The 15449-nt window shown below is 54.9% G+C and carries 16 protein-coding genes; 6 read left to right on the forward strand and 10 right to left on the reverse strand.

The features are described 5' to 3' along the window. Nucleotides 1–79: 79 nt before the first annotated feature. The 4 genes from AC0YNX_RS27400 to AC0YNX_RS27415 are packed head-to-tail and all read right to left on the reverse strand — an operon-like array spanning nt 80 to nt 4687. Nucleotides 80–2182, reverse strand: coding sequence for an FtsX-like permease family protein (locus tag AC0YNX_RS27400; protein WP_475818887.1), 2103 nt, complete (start codon nt 2180–2182; stop codon nt 80–82). Next, nucleotides 2182–2940 carry an ABC transporter ATP-binding protein gene (locus AC0YNX_RS27405; protein ID WP_475818888.1) on the reverse strand — a complete coding sequence of 253 codons (759 nt, stop codon included), beginning with the start codon at nt 2938–2940 and terminating at the stop codon, nt 2182–2184. The genes AC0YNX_RS27400 and AC0YNX_RS27405 overlap by 1 nt, the downstream gene beginning before the upstream one ends. A gap of 48 nt (nt 2941–2988) precedes the next feature. After that, entirely contained in the window at nt 2989–4020 is a 1032-nt protein-coding gene (locus AC0YNX_RS27410; RefSeq protein ID WP_475818889.1) for a sensor histidine kinase, read from the reverse strand. Beyond that, complete coding sequence (locus AC0YNX_RS27415) at nt 3986–4687, reverse strand: response regulator transcription factor (RefSeq protein WP_475818890.1); 702 nt, start codon at nt 4685–4687, stop codon at nt 3986–3988. Before AC0YNX_RS27415 ends, AC0YNX_RS27410 begins: the two co-directional genes overlap by 35 nt. A 398-nt stretch (nt 4688–5085) precedes the next feature. Between AC0YNX_RS27415 and AC0YNX_RS27420 the strand changes: the two genes are divergently transcribed. From AC0YNX_RS27420 to AC0YNX_RS27430, 3 genes are read left to right on the forward strand one after another with little or no spacing between them, the layout of a single operon-like run. After that, nucleotides 5086–6066, forward strand: coding sequence for an ornithine cyclodeaminase family protein (locus tag AC0YNX_RS27420; protein ID WP_475818891.1), 981 nt, complete (start codon nt 5086–5088; stop codon nt 6064–6066). 27 nt (nt 6067–6093) lie between these two features. Next, nucleotides 6094–7257, forward strand: a complete 1164-nt coding sequence (locus AC0YNX_RS27425) for a dipeptidase (RefSeq protein ID WP_475818892.1) — start codon at nt 6094–6096, stop codon at nt 7255–7257. Nucleotides 7258–7261: 4 nt separating this feature from the next. Then, nucleotides 7262–9391 (forward strand): CocE/NonD family hydrolase, encoded by a 2130-nt coding sequence (locus AC0YNX_RS27430; RefSeq protein WP_475818893.1) that lies wholly within the window; start codon nt 7262–7264, stop codon nt 9389–9391. A gap of 53 nt (nt 9392–9444) precedes the next feature. Here AC0YNX_RS27430 and AC0YNX_RS27435 read toward each other — a convergent pair whose 3' ends face one another. The 4 genes from AC0YNX_RS27435 to AC0YNX_RS27450 all read right to left on the reverse strand — a co-directional run bounded on the left by AC0YNX_RS27435 (nt 9445) and on the right by AC0YNX_RS27450 (nt 11159). Beyond that, entirely contained in the window at nt 9445–9903 is a 459-nt protein-coding gene (locus tag AC0YNX_RS27435; protein WP_475818894.1) for a DinB family protein, read from the reverse strand. A 55-nt stretch (nt 9904–9958) separates the two neighbouring features. Next, on the reverse strand, nt 9959–10456 hold the full coding sequence (locus tag AC0YNX_RS27440) for an SRPBCC family protein (RefSeq protein WP_475818895.1): 498 nt from the start codon (nt 10454–10456) through the stop codon (nt 9959–9961). Continuing rightward, nucleotides 10456–10809 carry an ArsR/SmtB family transcription factor gene (locus AC0YNX_RS27445; RefSeq protein ID WP_475818896.1) on the reverse strand — a complete coding sequence of 118 codons (354 nt, stop codon included), beginning with the start codon at nt 10807–10809 and terminating at the stop codon, nt 10456–10458. Before AC0YNX_RS27445 ends, AC0YNX_RS27440 begins: the two co-directional genes overlap by 1 nt. Before the next feature lie 92 nt (nt 10810–10901). After that, the gene (locus AC0YNX_RS27450; RefSeq protein WP_475818897.1) at nt 10902–11159 is read right to left on the reverse strand and encodes a hypothetical protein; all 258 of its coding nucleotides are present in this window, start codon (nt 11157–11159) and stop codon (nt 10902–10904) included. A gap of 159 nt (nt 11160–11318) precedes the next feature. Here AC0YNX_RS27450 and AC0YNX_RS27455 point away from each other — a divergent pair, with 159 nt between their 5' ends. Then, a complete protein-coding gene (locus AC0YNX_RS27455) occupies nt 11319–11801 on the forward strand; it encodes a GNAT family N-acetyltransferase (protein WP_475818898.1) in 483 nt (160 codons plus the stop codon). A 53-nt stretch (nt 11802–11854) separates the two neighbouring features. Here AC0YNX_RS27455 and AC0YNX_RS27460 read toward each other — a convergent pair whose 3' ends face one another. Continuing rightward, nucleotides 11855–12358: a CcdC protein domain-containing protein gene (locus tag AC0YNX_RS27460; RefSeq protein WP_475818899.1), complete on the reverse strand. Its 504-nt coding sequence runs from the start codon at nt 12356–12358 to the stop codon at nt 11855–11857. A 224-nt stretch (nt 12359–12582) separates the two neighbouring features. Between AC0YNX_RS27460 and AC0YNX_RS27465 the strand changes: the two genes are divergently transcribed. Then, nucleotides 12583–13767, forward strand: coding sequence for a sensor histidine kinase (locus AC0YNX_RS27465; RefSeq protein ID WP_475818900.1), 1185 nt, complete (start codon nt 12583–12585; stop codon nt 13765–13767). Between the two features lie 2 nt (nt 13768–13769). Next, nucleotides 13770–14450 (forward strand): response regulator, encoded by a 681-nt coding sequence (locus tag AC0YNX_RS27470; protein WP_475819010.1) that lies wholly within the window; start codon nt 13770–13772, stop codon nt 14448–14450. 31 nt (nt 14451–14481) lie between these two features. On the opposite strand, the gene AC0YNX_RS27475 is transcribed toward AC0YNX_RS27470, so the two are convergent. Next, nucleotides 14482–15249 (reverse strand): TSUP family transporter, encoded by a 768-nt coding sequence (locus tag AC0YNX_RS27475; protein WP_475818901.1) that lies wholly within the window; start codon nt 15247–15249, stop codon nt 14482–14484. Between the last annotated feature and the right edge of the window lie 200 nt (nt 15250–15449).

Genomic DNA, 15449 nt, shown 5'->3' on the forward strand with positions numbered 1-15449 from the left:
TAAAATATCTATTCACTATAACAAAAATACCGGACCTCTTAAATAAGAAGTTCCGGTATTTGCTCAGCATCGCCGCTGACTAAATCCGCACGCCTCGGAAAAACTTCTTCCGCAGCGCCATATAGAACAGAATATCGAGCAGCGCGAAAGACGCATACATCATAAAGGTGCGTCCCATTAGGAAGCCCGACATACTGGCTCCGGCGCCAGCCCAAGCGGAGGACAGGATGAAGATGCCGAACAGTCCGCCAAGAAGGAGCGGAGCGAAGAAGACAACCGCCAGATGAGTCTGCAGATACGACTTGCACTCTGCTGCCGTCAGTCCGATTTTCTTCAGCAGCGCAACTTGGTCCTTCTCCTCATCGATGTCCGTAACCATCTTGTAGTACAGCACGACGCTGGAGGACAACAGGAACAGGATGCCAAGGAAGCCGAGGGAGAAGAAGAGCAGACCGTTGATCTTGAACGCGACTTCGAAACGTTCCTTCTTATAGATGGGACGCAGCGCCTCCGCTTGATCCTTATTGCCGAATTTGGTATCAATGCTTGCCCATAAGCTGCCGTCCGCATGATTTACCTTACGAAGAGCATCCAATAGACCTGCATACACCTTCTCGCCGCTGCCCTGCTTCAGGTTGAACAGATAAGACGTATACTCCGGTGCATGCGACTTGGCCTTCAGCTCCGCATAGACGCGATCGTCTACGACATTCGCCAGGACGCCTTCGAACTCGACATCGCCATAGGAATTGATGAAATGGACAACCTTCCTGCTCGTCTTGTCCTGGCTGAACGACAGATGTGCCGTATTCCCTAACGACTGAAGGAATTTCTCTTTGCTGACCGGATTTCTCTCAAAAGCAACCGCACGCTCGTCACCTTCCCGCCATGGCTCGACCGTCATCACCGTGTCGTAATCGACCGTCGACTCCTCATCGGCCGCCTGGCTGTTCACAAGGAGCAGCTCATCCGGCTTTACATCGACGGACAGGCCCGTATGCTTGTTGAAATTCGACTCGCTGACCACGATGCCAGCCACATAATCATGAACGAGCCTCGTTCCCTCATCCCGATAATTCTCGTCGTAGAGATAGGAAAGCGTACTGAAGTCGCTCACCTCGCCGCCGTTCTCTCCCACAATCTTCTTCACCTCATCCGCGCTGACATTGTTAATGCCGGCCCCGGATTCGACCATGAAATCATAAGGCAAATTCTGATTGATCGTCTTCTGCGTATAACTGTAGAACGACAGCCCGAAGCCCATCGTAATGATCGCGAAGCTGATGAGCAGCGTCACCATGTACAGCGACACTTTATAAGCGAAGAAGCGATGCTTCAGGTTCGTCATGATTAACAGATTGCGGTTGTACAGCGCCGGGAACCACTTCATCACAGCCCGTGCGACATCGACGCCGGTCGGAATGACAAAGTACAACGCCACGAAGATCGTCAGCATGGAGAAAATGATTATCGGTGATCGATACACTTCATCAATCACATACCCGAATAAAGTCTCTGCGCCTGTAGAAGCTCCATAGTACGCATACATCGCGATAGCCGTTGCAACAATCGCAATCGAGCCGACAATCGGACGCGACTTGGACAAGCCTTTGGTGCTGCTGGCCTTGCCGATCTGAATGATCGAGAGCCTGCGAATAAAGACGCTCGTAAACAGCATGTTGCATAGGAAGACGATCCCGAATACGCCCAGACTAAGCAAATACGTCTTCCCGCTGATGAAATAAATGTTTGTCGACAACCCGAGAATCCGGCCTAGGATCAAATAAAACAGCTTGGATAGCAAGAGACCAAAGGCGATACCGCTCACTGCCGAGCCTGCAACGATGGCGAGACTCTCCAGATAGATCATCCGAATCAGATCGCGGCGGGTCATGCCCAGCGTTAAGTACACGCTGAACTCCTTGCCCCTTGATTTGACGAAATAAATGCCGGTATACGCGACAAAAATAACACTGAACAGAACAATCGCATACGTGCAAATACTGATATAGTCCATCACAAGCTTCATTGCGGGATCATCGGATAACCTTTCATTGAACAGCAGACTGCCGTACATGAACAACACCGCAACGACAAAGCCGTTAACGAACAGGTAGGAGAGAAAGCGTTTGAAGTTATATTTTAAGTTCTGGTTCACAATATGCCGAAACGTCAGGTTCATTAGGCTTCGCCTCGCATCACGCTTAGTATTTCAAGAATTTGATCGAAGAACGCCTTGCGGTCGCCCGCGCTCTGAATTTGCAAATTGATTTGACCGTCCTTGATGAAAATAATCCGTTTGCAATAAGAAGCCGCGAACGGGTCATGCGTCACCATGAGAATGGTGCTTGCCCGCTCCTCATTCATCTGTGTCAGCATCCCCATAATGTCGGTGGCAGACTTGGAATCGAGGTTGCCTGTCGGCTCATCGGCGAAGCAGACGGCCGGATTCGTCACAATCGCTCGCGCTGCCGCGGCACGCTGCTTCTGGCCTCCGGATACATGGTACGGATACTTGTTCGCCAGATCTGCAATGCCGAAGAACGTCATCAGCTCATCGACACGGCTCTCGATCTCTTGCGGTGCGATTCGGTCGAGAATGAGCGGCAGCGCTATATTTTCCTTCAGTGTAAGGCTGTCGAGCAAGTTAAAGTCTTGAAACACATAGCCAATCTTCCGTCTGCGGAACAAGGCCAGCTGGTCCCGTTTCAACTTGTCCATCGCGTTCCCGGCTATCGTCACCTCGCCGGATGTCGGATGATCAACACCAGACAGTACATTAAGCAGTGTCGTCTTGCCGCTGCCGCTTGGTCCCATAATGCCGATAAATTCGCCAGGCGCAGCGGTGAAGCTGATCTGGTCCAGCGCTTTCACTTCCTTCGCCCCTTTGAAGGAGCGGTATACTTTCGTCAGGTTCTCTACCTGGATCATGTCATTCATTGTTATCGACCTCCGTCATTATGCCTTTATCATAGAAAAAAAGCCGAATCACAGAAATGGATTCGACTTACGATAAGCTTGCAATTTTGTAAGAAAAGAAATCGTCACACATGTGCCCTCGCCTATGGTCGATGTGAGGCTGACCTCATGCCCGAGCCGCTTCGCGATATGCTTGACCATGGCAAGCCCAATGCCGGTCGCGTTCGGATTAGCGCGCCCGTTCCGCCCCGTGAAGAACAGCTCGAACACCCGAGGCAAGTCTTCCGGCGCAATCCCTTCGCCTTCATCGCGGATGCGGAGACTCGCAGCTTCGCCCTCCATGCCTTCTGTTATGTCGAAGTATACGTTCTTTCCCCGCTCGCTATACTTAATCGCGTTCGTGATGATCTGATCCAGCATATAGGCGCACCACTTCCGGTCCGTATAGACGTAGACGGCTGAGCCGCTAAGCTTCGGATAAATTCCGGCATAAATAAACTCGCGGCGCTTCTCGTTAATGACGGCGTTCACCAGCGCGTAGAGATCAAGCGACTCCGGCACATAATCGTTCGAGAATTCGTCGAGCCGCAGCAGATTCAGAGATTGCTCGAGATTCGCCTTCAGCTTCTCATTCTCTGCCGCAATGTCAGGGAGGACGCCATCTTCTGCGGAAGGCTTGGCAGAAGCCAGCTCGATGACTGCGACTGATGTCTTCATGTTATGAATGAAGCGCGAGAACAGCGCATTGCGCCCATCCAGCTTGTCGTTCATCTCAGTTAGCTTGTCCCTGTAAGCCGTATGGATCTCATCAATCGTATCCAGCACACGTTGATCTTTCTTGCTGTCGGCATCCGATTCACTGCCCACATCGATGCCGAACTTCGCATCGTGAAGCGTTTCTTCGAAGCGATAGAGAACGGAGGCTCGCAGAGCTATGAAAATAAGCAGAATCGTCATGCTGATGCACAGTGGATAGGCAATGCTAACCGAAGTAAGCAGAAGATTATAGATGAAGATAAGAGCAATTGTATTGATGAGATAGAAGGTCAGCGCCTTCCGCTCGCTGTTAAGCGTCCGGCCCAGAAGCCTGATCCAGAACATAGCCTACGCCTCTTTTCGTATTGATCACGCTGCCAAGTCCGAGCTCAGCCAGCTTCTTCTTCACCCGGGTCACATTCACGGTCAGCGTATTGTCATCGACGAAGCTGGTGTCGTCCCACAGCTCTTCAAGCAGCTGCTCGCGAGTCACAATTTGCCCGGCGCTCTTCATGAGCAGCCGCAGTACGCGGAACTCGTTGCGGGTCAGCTCCGCCGAAGCATCCCGATATCTCGCCCGCATCGTATCGGTGCAGAGGGTGAGCTGCCCGAAGGTCAGCTCCGTGCCGGAGGCTGAAGGCTGGCTGGATTGCTCCGTGCGGCGGAGGATCGCGTTGATCTTCGCAACGAGGACTCCAATGGCAAAAGGCTTCGTCACATAGTCATCCGCACCAATCTCGATGCCGCGAATCTGCTCGCTCTCTTCGCTGCGGGCGGAGAGCACGATGATTGGAACCGAGTAGCGCGAACGGATCAGCTTCAGGAAGTAGAAGCCATCGAACTTCGGCAAGTTAATATCGAGCAGGATCAGCTTCGGTGCGAGTGTGGCGATAGTGTCCAGCACAGTATCATAGTCTTGCAGCACATGCGCATCGAAACCGTAGGCGCTCAAGTATTCGGTTATATATTTCTGCAGCTGCTCATTGTCTTCGATGAGAAGGATGTTGGTCATGGATTACTCCCACTTTCGTTGCTGTCTATGCTGGCTGATCTGGCTATTCCCTCCACCTTTATGATGGCATTTTTTGGCGTGGTGGCGCAAGGTACTGGATTGTAAAGGAACACAGACGCGCTATTTGGCCAGAATCGCCCTTTTCTTATTTCTAATGGAACTAGGACTCGCTATTTCGACTAAGTGAGGCTCGTTAGCCCGAAAAAGTGAAGAATAGCAACGCTGGAGTCCGTTACATATTTTTGAGCTCCAATTCTGGCTCAATAAGCCCTCTACGTTCCGTTAGCTGGACAACCAGCATACGGCGGCCGAAAGGGGTTGTAGTGCCCTGCCGGTTCGCATACAATAAAAGTTAATTTATTAAACAAACTTACAGAAAACAAGCAGGTGAGCGCAGCATGTTAGTTATTAACGGTGACGAAGTATCCGCATTATTAACGATGGAAGCTTGCATTACGCTTATGGAAACCGCTCTTCAGGACCTGTCCGCAGGACAAGCCGAGCAGCAACTGCGATCTGTCGTTCCCGTCCGCGAAGGCGGGCTGATGGGGCTAATGCCCGCGTACTTGATTCGCCAGGAGATCGTTGGCGCGAAGCTGATCAGCGTCTTCCCGCATAATCACGACCGCGGGCTGCCGTCGCATCAAGGGATCATTACGCTGTTCGACGCAGCCACCGGCGCGGTGAACGCGGTTGTTGACGGGCGGCGCGTGACCGCCATCCGCACCGCAGCGGTGAGTGCTGCCGCGACGAAGCTGCTCGCGAAGCCTGACGCAAGCACGATCGCGCTTATCGGCACGGGCGAGCAAGCGCGCAGTCATCTCGAAGCGCTGCTGCTCGTGCGGCCGATCGAGCGCGTCCGCGTATGGAGCCGCAGCGCAGAGCACGCGCAGCGGTTCGCGGACGAGATGAGCGCGCGCTACGGCGAGCGGCTAGCAATTGAGGCAAGCGGCTCCGCCCAAGAGGCAGTCGCGGACGCCGACATCATCTGTACGCTAACGTCCTCGACCACGCCGGTCCTGGACGATGCTTGGATCGCCGAAGGCGCGCACATCAACGCGGTGGGCGCCTGCCGGGCGAAAGACCGCGAGCTCGCTTCCGCAATTGTGCAGCGGTCGAGGCTGTACGTCGACCGCCGCGAGTCCGCGGAAGGCGAAGCCGGCGACTACTTGATCCCGCTGCAGGAAGGCGCGATCGGGAGCGATCACATCGTCGGCGAGATCGGCGAAGCGCTGCTCGGCCGCGTGGATGGCCGCACGTCAGACAAGCAGGTCACGCTGTTCAAATCGCTCGGCCTCGCGGTCGAGGATTTGGCAGCGGCAGCTTATATATATGAGCAAGCCAAGCAGCAAGGCAAGGGTACATTCATTTCAATCTAGTTTAGTCTAGTCGAGGAGCGAGTCATCATGAGCGAAATTGCAGGGCTGTATGATTTTGGACTTACTGCGGAGCAAGAACAGCGTGCGCGCGCGATTCATGAGCGCAGCATCGTCATTGATCTACTGTTTCAAGGGCCTCTTTCCCCTAGCGTTATTCCGGCTGAAATATCCGAACAGATTAAAGCAGAGTGCGAGTCGCTGAAGGACGATCCAATGGCGTACGCCATGCTTCCGAGCAAGCGGCTGCGCCAGATGTCCGCCCGCGGCGAGCTCGCCGCGTTCAAGGACGAGTGGTACCGCTCCGGCATTACCGCTGGCAACCGGGAGCTCGATATGTCCAGCCACGATGGCATTATGACGAGCATGGGCGAGGTGCAGGAGCAGTTCGACCGCACCGATTGGCTCATCAAGGCACTGACTGCTGCCGATATTCGCAAGGCGAAGACGGATGGGCTCAAAGCCGGCATCGTCACGACTCAAGACCCGACCGGGCTCGGCAAGAACCTCGATCTCCTCGAGGCGCTGCACAGCTTCGGCCTTCGCGTTGTTCAGCTGACGTACAACAACCAGAACGCAATCGCTTCGGGCTGCATGGAGCTCGCGAACGGCGGCGTCTCTAACTTCGGCATGACGTTCATCCGCAGGCTGAACGAGCTTGGCATCGTTGTGGACACGAGTCACTGTGGCAAACAGACGACGCTGGACGCCTGCCGTTTGTCCGCTCAGCCGGTCATTGCTTCCCATACCGGCGTAGAAGCGATCTACCCGCACCGCCGCTGCAAGAGCGACGAAGAGCTTCAGGCGATCGCGGCAACAGGCGGCGTTATCGGTGTATTCGCGATGCCGTGGTTCGTCCACGAGGATCCGAAGGCGACGACGATCGACCATGTGCTCGATCATATCGACTACATCGTTAAGCTGGTCGGAGTCGACCACGTCGGCATCGGTACCGACTGGCCGATGAGCGATGTCGATTGGTCGCTCGTCTACTTCAAGGAGCATATCGCGCCGAAGCTCGGTTTTGCCAAGGGCGACGGTCCATCGACGGAGCTTGTTCGCGGGCTTGAGCAGTACGGCTTGTTCATCAACTTCACCCGGGGCCTTGTCGCCCGCGGTTATTCGGACGAAGAAGTCGGCAAAATCATCGGCGGCAACTGGATGCGCGTATTCGAACAGGTATGGGGGAGCTAACACGATGACGACGACAATAACAACGGTGAAGACCTATACCTTCTACTGTGCAGGTGTCTATGAGGGGCGCATCCGATTCACGGAAGACGGCAAAGTCATGCACGCCAAAGTGAACGCCAGACAACGTACGCAAATGCAAGAGAATCTGCTGGACGACCGCGCGAAGTATGCCCTTCCGCTTCAGCAAATCCGCGAAGCGATGCCGCTCTACCGCAAGGCGGAGTGGGCGGGCGACCGTGTGAGCGTGGACAATGGCGAGATTTATCATCGCCATCTGACGTATACGGATGAGCAAGGACGCGTCTCTCAAGTGTGGGCGAAGCGCGGCGGCACGGCAGTCGACATCGTTACGCTAGGCGGCGAAGTGATTGCCTTCCTCACGCCGAACCGCTACGGCATGGAGATCATCGTAGAAGAAGGACTGGAGAAGCTGACGCCGCTCGTCGTTTACGATGATCCGCTCTTGTCGAAGCCTCAGTACGGCATCAACGATCTCGGCACCTTCCTCGTTCCGATGCACGACGGCGTCAAGCTGGCAACAGACGTTTACTTGCCGGAAGGCATCACGCCCGGCACAACACTTCCGACCATTCTCGTTCGGACTTGCTATGACCGTAATGGGCGCAAAGAGAATTTCATGCACTGGGTGAGCAAAGGCTACGCCGTCGTCAATCAGGACGTGCGCGGGCGCGCTGATTCCGAAGGCGAGCTCGTGCCGTTCTACCATGAACGCGAGGATGGCGCAGACACGATCGACTGGATCATCGCCCAGCCGTGGTCGAACGGCGATGTTGGCATGTGGGGCGCATCGTATCTCGGCTATGTCGTCATGGCCGCTTCCACGAGCGGGCATCCGAATCTCAAAGCCGTCGTCAACGAAGTGAACGTCGGCACCCCGTTCGTCGATACCGTGCGCCGCGGCGGCACGGTCTGCTCGTGGCCGCTGCTTTGCTGGACGCTGGCGCAGTCGGTCGGCACGAGGACGGATTTTCAAATCTTCGCGGGCATTACCGTTGATCCGGCCAAGGCAGTGGACGCGCGCCCAATCAAGGAAATCCCGCAGCAAATGATCGGCCGCAATTCCGGTCCTTGGGACATGTGGAGCGAGCATCCGGAGTACGATGAATACTGGCGGAACTGTAATCATGCAGAACGCGCCCACCAGATCAAGGCGCCGATGTTCGTCATCTCCGGCTGGTATGACGGCGACAGCCCAGGCGTCTCCGAGACATGGCGGCTGCTCACCGAGCACGATGTGCCGAACCGCAAAATCTGGCTCGGACCGTGGGAGCACGGCCCGAATCGGGCTCGCGATCTGAAGGGCGTCGCCTTCGGCGAAGACGCCGTCGTCTACGACTACGACGTGAATGTGCTGCGCTGGTTCGACCGCTACCTCAAGGGAATCGAGAACGGCATCGACTCGGAGCCAAGAGCCAGCTACTACGTGGTCGGCGAGAACAAGTGGCGCACGTCCGCAGACTGGACGCCAGCTGAATCAACCGTAACGCCATTCTATCTCGGCAGCGGTGGCCGGGCGAATTCGGCTTTCGGCGATGGCGTGTTGCAGCTGCAACCAGCTGCGGGCGCATCCCAAGCGGAGCCGGACAAGTATGTCTATAACCCGTCCGATCCGGTCGTCGATTCCGGCGAGCGCGAGCCGGAGAACCGTCGCACGATCGAGCTTCGCCAGGACGTCCTCTGCTACACAAGCGAGCGGCTGACGGAAGAGCTGACGATCGCGGGCGAGCTCTCCGTCGTGCTGTACGCGGCAAGCTCCGCGGTCGACACTGACTGGGTTGTCTCATTAACCGATGTGGATGAGGCGGACAACTCGATTCTGCTCTCGAGCTACATCGTGCGCGCGAAGTACCGCGGCGGCTATGACAAGCCAGAGCTGCTGACACCGGGGAAGGTGGAGCGGTATGACATCTTCCTGCCGAATATCGCGCACCGTTTTGCCGAGGGACACCGCGTCCGCTTCTCAATTACTTCGTCGAGCAAGTTCGTCGCGTTCCCGAACTCGAACACGGGTCTGAATCCGTATGACGATCCGAAGCCGATTGTGGCGACGCAGACGATTCATCACTCCGAGCAATATCCGAGCCATGTGCTGCTTCCGGTGCTGGCCAAATAACATAACATAGAAAAACCGTGCTCTCCTGCGTGAGAGCACGGTTTTTCTTATTCCTATTGCATCCTGGCGTACAGGATATAATCCAGCGCTTGCGGCTCTCCCCCGGCTCCCTTCAAAGCCCGGTTGATCTGCCCGCGGTGATACTGCCCATGAAGCACGACCTGCGACAAAATGTCCCGAACCGACGTTCTGAACGGGGTGCCGCTCTGATTCGCATAGGCGATCATTTCATCCAGCTTCTCCTCAGTCAAGCTGTCCATGTACGTTCGGTAACTCGCTTCGTTGCTTGCTAGCAATTCCTCCAGCGATTCGAGGTCCGTATCATCAGACCACAGCTGCAGATGCGCGGTGCTTCCACCGTTCAGCCTTGTTACCCAGACCTGCTCTGCGGTTGCGAGGTGACGCATCAGCTTTACCGCGTCCGCGGGGTTGCCCCCATTAGCACGCAGTCCGGCTAATAGCTGCCGATCCGCCCAAATTTGATGTTCGATCATGCGCTTCAACGTTTGCATCGTATTCGCCTCCATAATGAAACCAATCTTAATAGCTCCATTATACGGCTATCGGTTAACGAGTGCGAAGGGTCTCCAGCAGCTTCGTCAGTCTGCCGAACGACTCGTTCATGCCGCCTTCCATGCCGGATTGCAGCATGCCGTCGCGGTCTGCGACCGAGCGGAACACCGATTCCATCTTCACGACGGTCCGCTCCCCTGGCAGCTCCTCGAACACCGCCGTCTCCAGCGTTACATGTCCCCGCTCCGGCAGCCCAAGGAATTCGAACGTCTGCACGATTCGCTGCGGGGCCGTCACTTCATGGAACACGCCGCAAAATACATATTCGCCGCCGCCCGGGTCCTTCGAGATATACTTCCATGCTCCGCCATCCCGCGCATCGAACTTCTCCAGCTGCATCGTCAGCTGGCTCGGTCCCATCCATTGCACGAACAGGTCCGCATCCGTGAACGCTTCGAACACAAGCTCGCGCGGCGCGTTAAATTCTCTCTCAATCAGAATCACTTGCTTGCCCGGCTCTGCCGTCAGCTTCGTTTCATTGGTCAATGTCATTATTGTTCATCCCTCTCGTTCGATTGAATTGGCGGCTGGCTCTTCTGCTCCATCCGCGCTTGCAGCAAACCGTCAAGCTTCTCGAATCGCTGGCTCCACAGCTGTCTGTACCGCTTCGCCCACTCCTCTACCTCGGATATCGCCTGCTCATTCAAGCGATAAATCCGCTGCTGCGCCTTCTTCTCCACCGAGACTACGCTTGCCTCACGGAGCACCTTGAGATGCTGCGAGATCGCCTGCGGACTGACGGTGAAATAGCCGCAAATATCAGTTGCGGTGAGCTCGCCTTGCTCAGCCAGTAATTCAACAATATGGCGTCTATTGGGGTCTGAGATTGCTGTAAAGGTATCCATGGGTTTATTATAAACCAATTACTTAATTAAGCATACACTTAATTAATATAAAATAAAAACAGCCGAGCCTTCTGCTTGGCTCAGCTGTCACTCTACTTACTATCCTTATCCTTTTCTTTGTCCTTATTCGTTGGCAGCGGCTTCGTAATCGAGATGAGCACGATACCAATAATCAGCACCACGATCCAGCCGACCAGAGAAGGCCAGCCCTCCGGCAGCCATCCAAGGAACCGATAAAAGATCGGCTTGCCAAATATCCCCCGCACCAACGGCTGTACGAGCAAAGCCAGCGAGAGAAGACTAAGGATGATGCCGATTACGTGCAGCCAGTCATTTTGAACTTTTTTCAAAGAGGGTCACTCCACTTCATACGATTTGCTGTATGCGTCCAGTTTATAATCTTTGGAATCGCTCCACAAGGTCTCTTCCTGCGACAACAAGTGACCGATGGTCATCTCATGAACTATGCTATAATACGTGAAGATTAAAGGGATGGAGGTTGTAAGGCTGTGACGACTTGGACCATTCGTGAACTTACGACGAAAGATAACGCTGCAATTGAGCGAATCATACGGGAATGTTTAATCGAGTTCGGAGGCAATCGGGCAGGGCTGGCTTGGGAAGATGCGAGCCTCAGCAAGCTGACTGAATTCTTTGAGGCAGAAGGACGCGCTTATTGGGTGATCGAGCAGGACAGGGATGTCGTGGGCGGCTGCGGGATTGCTCCTTTTGCCGAGTCCAATGAAGTGTGCGAGCTTCAGAAAATGTACCTGCTTCCGGGGGCGCGCGGCACCGGAGCAGCTGCCTCATTGCTGGATACTGCACTGGCGTTCGCACGGCAGCACTACAAGCAGTGCTACTTGGAGACGCTGTCGAATATGGCTGCAGCGAACCGCTTCTACGCGAAGCACGGCTTTGAGCAGCTGGGCGCTCCACTTGCCGGGTCTGAGCACTACGCTTGCGACGCTTGGTATATCAAGACGCTCCGCTAATGAAGTAGCCGAAGCACGCTCCCCTTCTCAGGGCTAGCGGCTTCGGCTTTATTTTAGCTCAAACGTGCTGGTGCTTGCTTGCCTCTGCTAATAAGAAAAGCATAATAAACAACGTAATATGCGAACATGATAAGGATAAGTCCGGACGCCCAGCCGCTGCCACTTGGCATGAAGCTATAACTGCCGTGGCTTTGCGGCATGGTTGCCATCTCATACATCCGGTAGCCGAAACGCCCGATGAACATGGCCGTTACAATACTGCCGATCCACACATTTGCCTTATAGTGAAGCTCGGAACCACGCTGTTCGAAAGACGTCATCGACGCGCCAACAAGCCCAAGAACAACGCCAAGCACAATGCCGAGCACATCCGAGACAACGCTAACTGCGGTAAAACCGCTCTCCACCGTGAACAAGACCCCAATCGCCGCAAACAAAGCGATTCGCAAGCCAAGCCTTCTCGGACGCAGCGCACTCCAAGAGAAATTGCTGCGCACCCGGCGAACAATGCGGTACCCCACCAATAATACGACCAAAATAATAATCATGTGCTGCATGTATATTGCCTCCCTCGAATTCGTTATCGTGACCGTTCAACGAGTACAATCATATCCTGAATCAGCTTGTCCGCACGACCATCCTTGGATAGAATCAGACTTTGGCGCGCTCTATATCTGTAGATAGAGATGCGCACCTTTCGCCTCAACCTCGATTGCGTTCCGGCGCGTCGCATGGCTACAATAAATGTAACAAGAAGCCGCAGCATCGGAGGGAAATCGATATGGAGCAGCTGAATGACAGACGGTCTGTCATCCGTTCGGCAGCCGGAGCCGTATTCATCGCCATTCTTATGAATATGAACGGATTTTTCGCAGGCTCCCCTTTGAAGATCACCTTGAACCTCATCATCTTAGCGACATACATCAGCCGATTCGTATTCCGCGGCTTCTGGCAGACGAGACGAATGTCACTCGCATTCGTGGCGCTTGCAGCAGCAGAGACGGCAGCGGGCATGATCTTTTATCAGGAGAACGTACTGCTATATTTTCTGGCGATTATCGTTGTAACGACAACAATTCGGTTAGCGCTTGCGCCAAAACGCATTCCAATGCTTGCAGCAATGATCGTGATTGCCGGGCTGTATACGGCCTTCGGCGACGTAAGCTTGATTAGCTTCATCTCTTTCGTCATTATCGCGGTATTCTTCTATTTCAACGTACAAAGCCGTCGCCAGCGCGATGCCATCTACGAGGAGAATAAACGCAACTTAGCAGAGCTTCAGGAAGCCTATGTCCATCTGCAAGAAGCGTCGGTCACCTCCATGCGGGGCGCGGTACTGGACGAACGCACGCGAATCGCTCGCGAGATCCACGATGCGGTCGGGCACAGCCTGACCTCGCTGATCGTTCAGATGCAGGCGCTGCGCTATATGATCGCCAAGGACCCTGAACGGGCGGAGCAGTCGCTAGCCGGCATGCTGGAGGTAGCCCGCCAAGGCCTTCATGATATTCGGACTTCCGTTCATGCGCTTGCCGATGACCGATCGATATCCGGACTCGCTCCAATAAAGGCGCAGCTCGCGCGAATGGAGGCAACGACAAGCATCACTTCCAGCTTCGAGGCGGCGCTTGAAGAAGACGAGATTACCGAGGAGAACGCAACCTTGCTCTTTCGCCTCATGCAAGAAGCGATCACGAATATTGTGCGTCATTCCGAGGCGAAGCATGTCGATGTGCGGGTATTTTCCGAAGGGAAGCGAATGGTGCTGATCGTGCAGGATAACGGAAGGTTGTCTGCAGGCGAAGCGGTTCGTGAAGGGTTTGGACTTACGACGATGCGGGCGAGACTGAAGGAGGCTGGCGGACGTCTGATCTTTGGGGCGGCTGAGTCGCATGGGTTTCAAATCCGAGCAGAGCTGCCGATGAGCGCGGATGAAGAAGAGACGAAGGAGGAGAATTACGAGTGATCATGACGACGGACGGTAAAATAAAAGTATTGCTCGTGGACGATCAGAAGATGATTCGGCAAGGCTTTAGCTATGTCATCAGCTTGCAGGACGATATGGAGATCGCCGGAGAAGCGGCGGACGGCAATGAAGCTGTCGCCCAGGCGCTCGGCCTGAAGCCGGACATTATCCTGATGGATATCCAGATGCCGGGCATGACAGGCATTGAGGCTTCGAAGCTGATTATCAAGCAGCTGCCCAGCGTGAAGATCGTGATCCTCACCACGTTCAACGATCCCGATTACATCTACGAGGTCATCCGCTCGGGCGCGGTAGGTTATTTGCTGAAGGATGCCGACGTGGAAGATATGCTCGAAGCGATTCTATCTGCCTATCGGGGCGAAGCTGTGTATCGAACAGAGCTAGCGGCTGGCGCACTATCCCGTGCGGTCTCGTCCGCTGTGCTTCTGCCCTCTTATTCCGAAGGTTCGGAGCAGTCCCCACCGCCGGAGCTGCTCACCGAACGCGAACAGGAGATTTTGCAGGAGATGGCGTATGGTCTGCGCAATGACCGCATTGCGCAGAAGCTGTTTATTAGTGAGGGCACGGTCAAAAGCCATGTCCATCGCATCCTGCAGAAGTTCGGTTGTGAAGATCGGACGCAGGTTGTCGTAACCGCGCTGCGCAGAGGCATGGTGAAGTGAACGAGACGCTGGCGCGGACTGGCGCTTAATGCTAGCTGCCTGATACCAACGTCCACAGCTGCTTGCCAATTAACAGCACCGTCACGAGGACGAACAGCAGCTTCACGTACTTCGTCCCCTGCCGAATGGCAAGCCGCGAGCCGGCTAACGAACCGAGCACCATCGCAGCGCCCATCAGCAACCCAAGGCGAAAATCCACCCATCCGAGCGATAGAAACACGATCAAGCTCGCCACGTTGCTCGTGAAATTAAGCAGCTTCGCATTGCCTGCCGCCTGTACGAAGTCGTAACCCAGCATGATGAAGATAAAGATGAGGAACGAGCCCGTTCCCGGCCCGAAGAATCCATCATAGGCGCCGAGCACGAACGCCGCCGCAATCGCGCCGAGCTGCGCGGCTGTCGTAAGCTTGAGATACTCCCCTTCCATCCCCCAATTGCGCTTCAAGAGCGTATAGATTGTGACCGCGATCAGCATGACAACAATCGCCGGACGAAGCCAATCCGACGGAATGAGCTGCAGCAGCAGCGCCCCTCCCGCCGCGCCAACCGCAGTGAACGGGACAAGCTTGCCGGTGCTGCGCAGATTGATTTTGCCAGAACGCCAGAATGTGAGCGTGCTCGTCACCGACGATAACGATGCCGAGAGCTTATTCGTCCCAAGCGCCAGATGCGGCGGCAGCCCTGCCGCGAGCAGGACCGGCACGGAGATCAGACCTCCACCGCCCACCGATGAATCAATAAAGGCAGCAAGAAACCCGCCGCCAAGCATTAGTGCGATAATTTCCCATGTTAGTTCCATAGCTATGTGATGCTTAACCCCTTTCCCATTATGCGTGGATAAAGCGCCGTTTCAGCGAACGCCTTGTCCAGAATCTCAGCTTTCAGCATGAAAATCAATACAGCAACGGGGTAAATCCCACTATTTACATATAGCCGCCGCTTTCATTTCCCCTTATCCTTAGGCATTGCATCGCCCAATCACAATTCAGGTTAAGGAGC

Source organism: Paenibacillus sp. J31R98 (genome assembly GCF_056269245.1).

Bases quoted from the DNA above. Each gene is read 5' to 3' on its own strand.
- AC0YNX_RS27475 (WP_475818901.1), bottom strand. From the start codon at position 15,249: ATGGAACTAACATGGGAAATTATCGCACTAATGCTTGGCGGCGGGTTT.
- AC0YNX_RS27440 (WP_475818895.1), bottom strand. From the start codon at position 10,456: ATGACATTGACCAATGAAACGAAGCTGACGGCAGAGCCGGGCAAGCAA.
- AC0YNX_RS27430 (WP_475818893.1), top strand. From the start codon at position 7,262: ATGACGACGACAATAACAACGGTGAAGACCTATACCTTCTACTGTGCA.
- AC0YNX_RS27410 (WP_475818889.1), bottom strand. From the start codon at position 4,020: ATGTTCTGGATCAGGCTTCTGGGCCGGACGCTTAACAGCGAGCGGAAG.
- AC0YNX_RS27420 (WP_475818891.1), top strand. From the start codon at position 5,086: ATGTTAGTTATTAACGGTGACGAAGTATCCGCATTATTAACGATGGAA.
- AC0YNX_RS27460 (WP_475818899.1), bottom strand. From the start codon at position 12,358: ATGCAGCACATGATTATTATTTTGGTCGTATTATTGGTGGGGTACCGC.
- AC0YNX_RS27465 (WP_475818900.1), top strand. From the start codon at position 12,583: ATGGAGCAGCTGAATGACAGACGGTCTGTCATCCGTTCGGCAGCCGGA.
- AC0YNX_RS27425 (WP_475818892.1), top strand. From the start codon at position 6,094: ATGAGCGAAATTGCAGGGCTGTATGATTTTGGACTTACTGCGGAGCAA.
- AC0YNX_RS27445 (WP_475818896.1), bottom strand. From the start codon at position 10,809: ATGGATACCTTTACAGCAATCTCAGACCCCAATAGACGCCATATTGTT.
- AC0YNX_RS27405 (WP_475818888.1), bottom strand. From the start codon at position 2,940: ATGAATGACATGATCCAGGTAGAGAACCTGACGAAAGTATACCGCTCC.
- AC0YNX_RS27400 (WP_475818887.1), bottom strand. From the start codon at position 2,182: ATGAACCTGACGTTTCGGCATATTGTGAACCAGAACTTAAAATATAAC.
- AC0YNX_RS27415 (WP_475818890.1), bottom strand. From the start codon at position 4,687: ATGACCAACATCCTTCTCATCGAAGACAATGAGCAGCTGCAGAAATAT.
- AC0YNX_RS27435 (WP_475818894.1), bottom strand. From the start codon at position 9,903: ATGCAAACGTTGAAGCGCATGATCGAACATCAAATTTGGGCGGATCGG.
- AC0YNX_RS27470 (WP_475819010.1), top strand. From the start codon at position 13,770: ATGACGACGGACGGTAAAATAAAAGTATTGCTCGTGGACGATCAGAAG.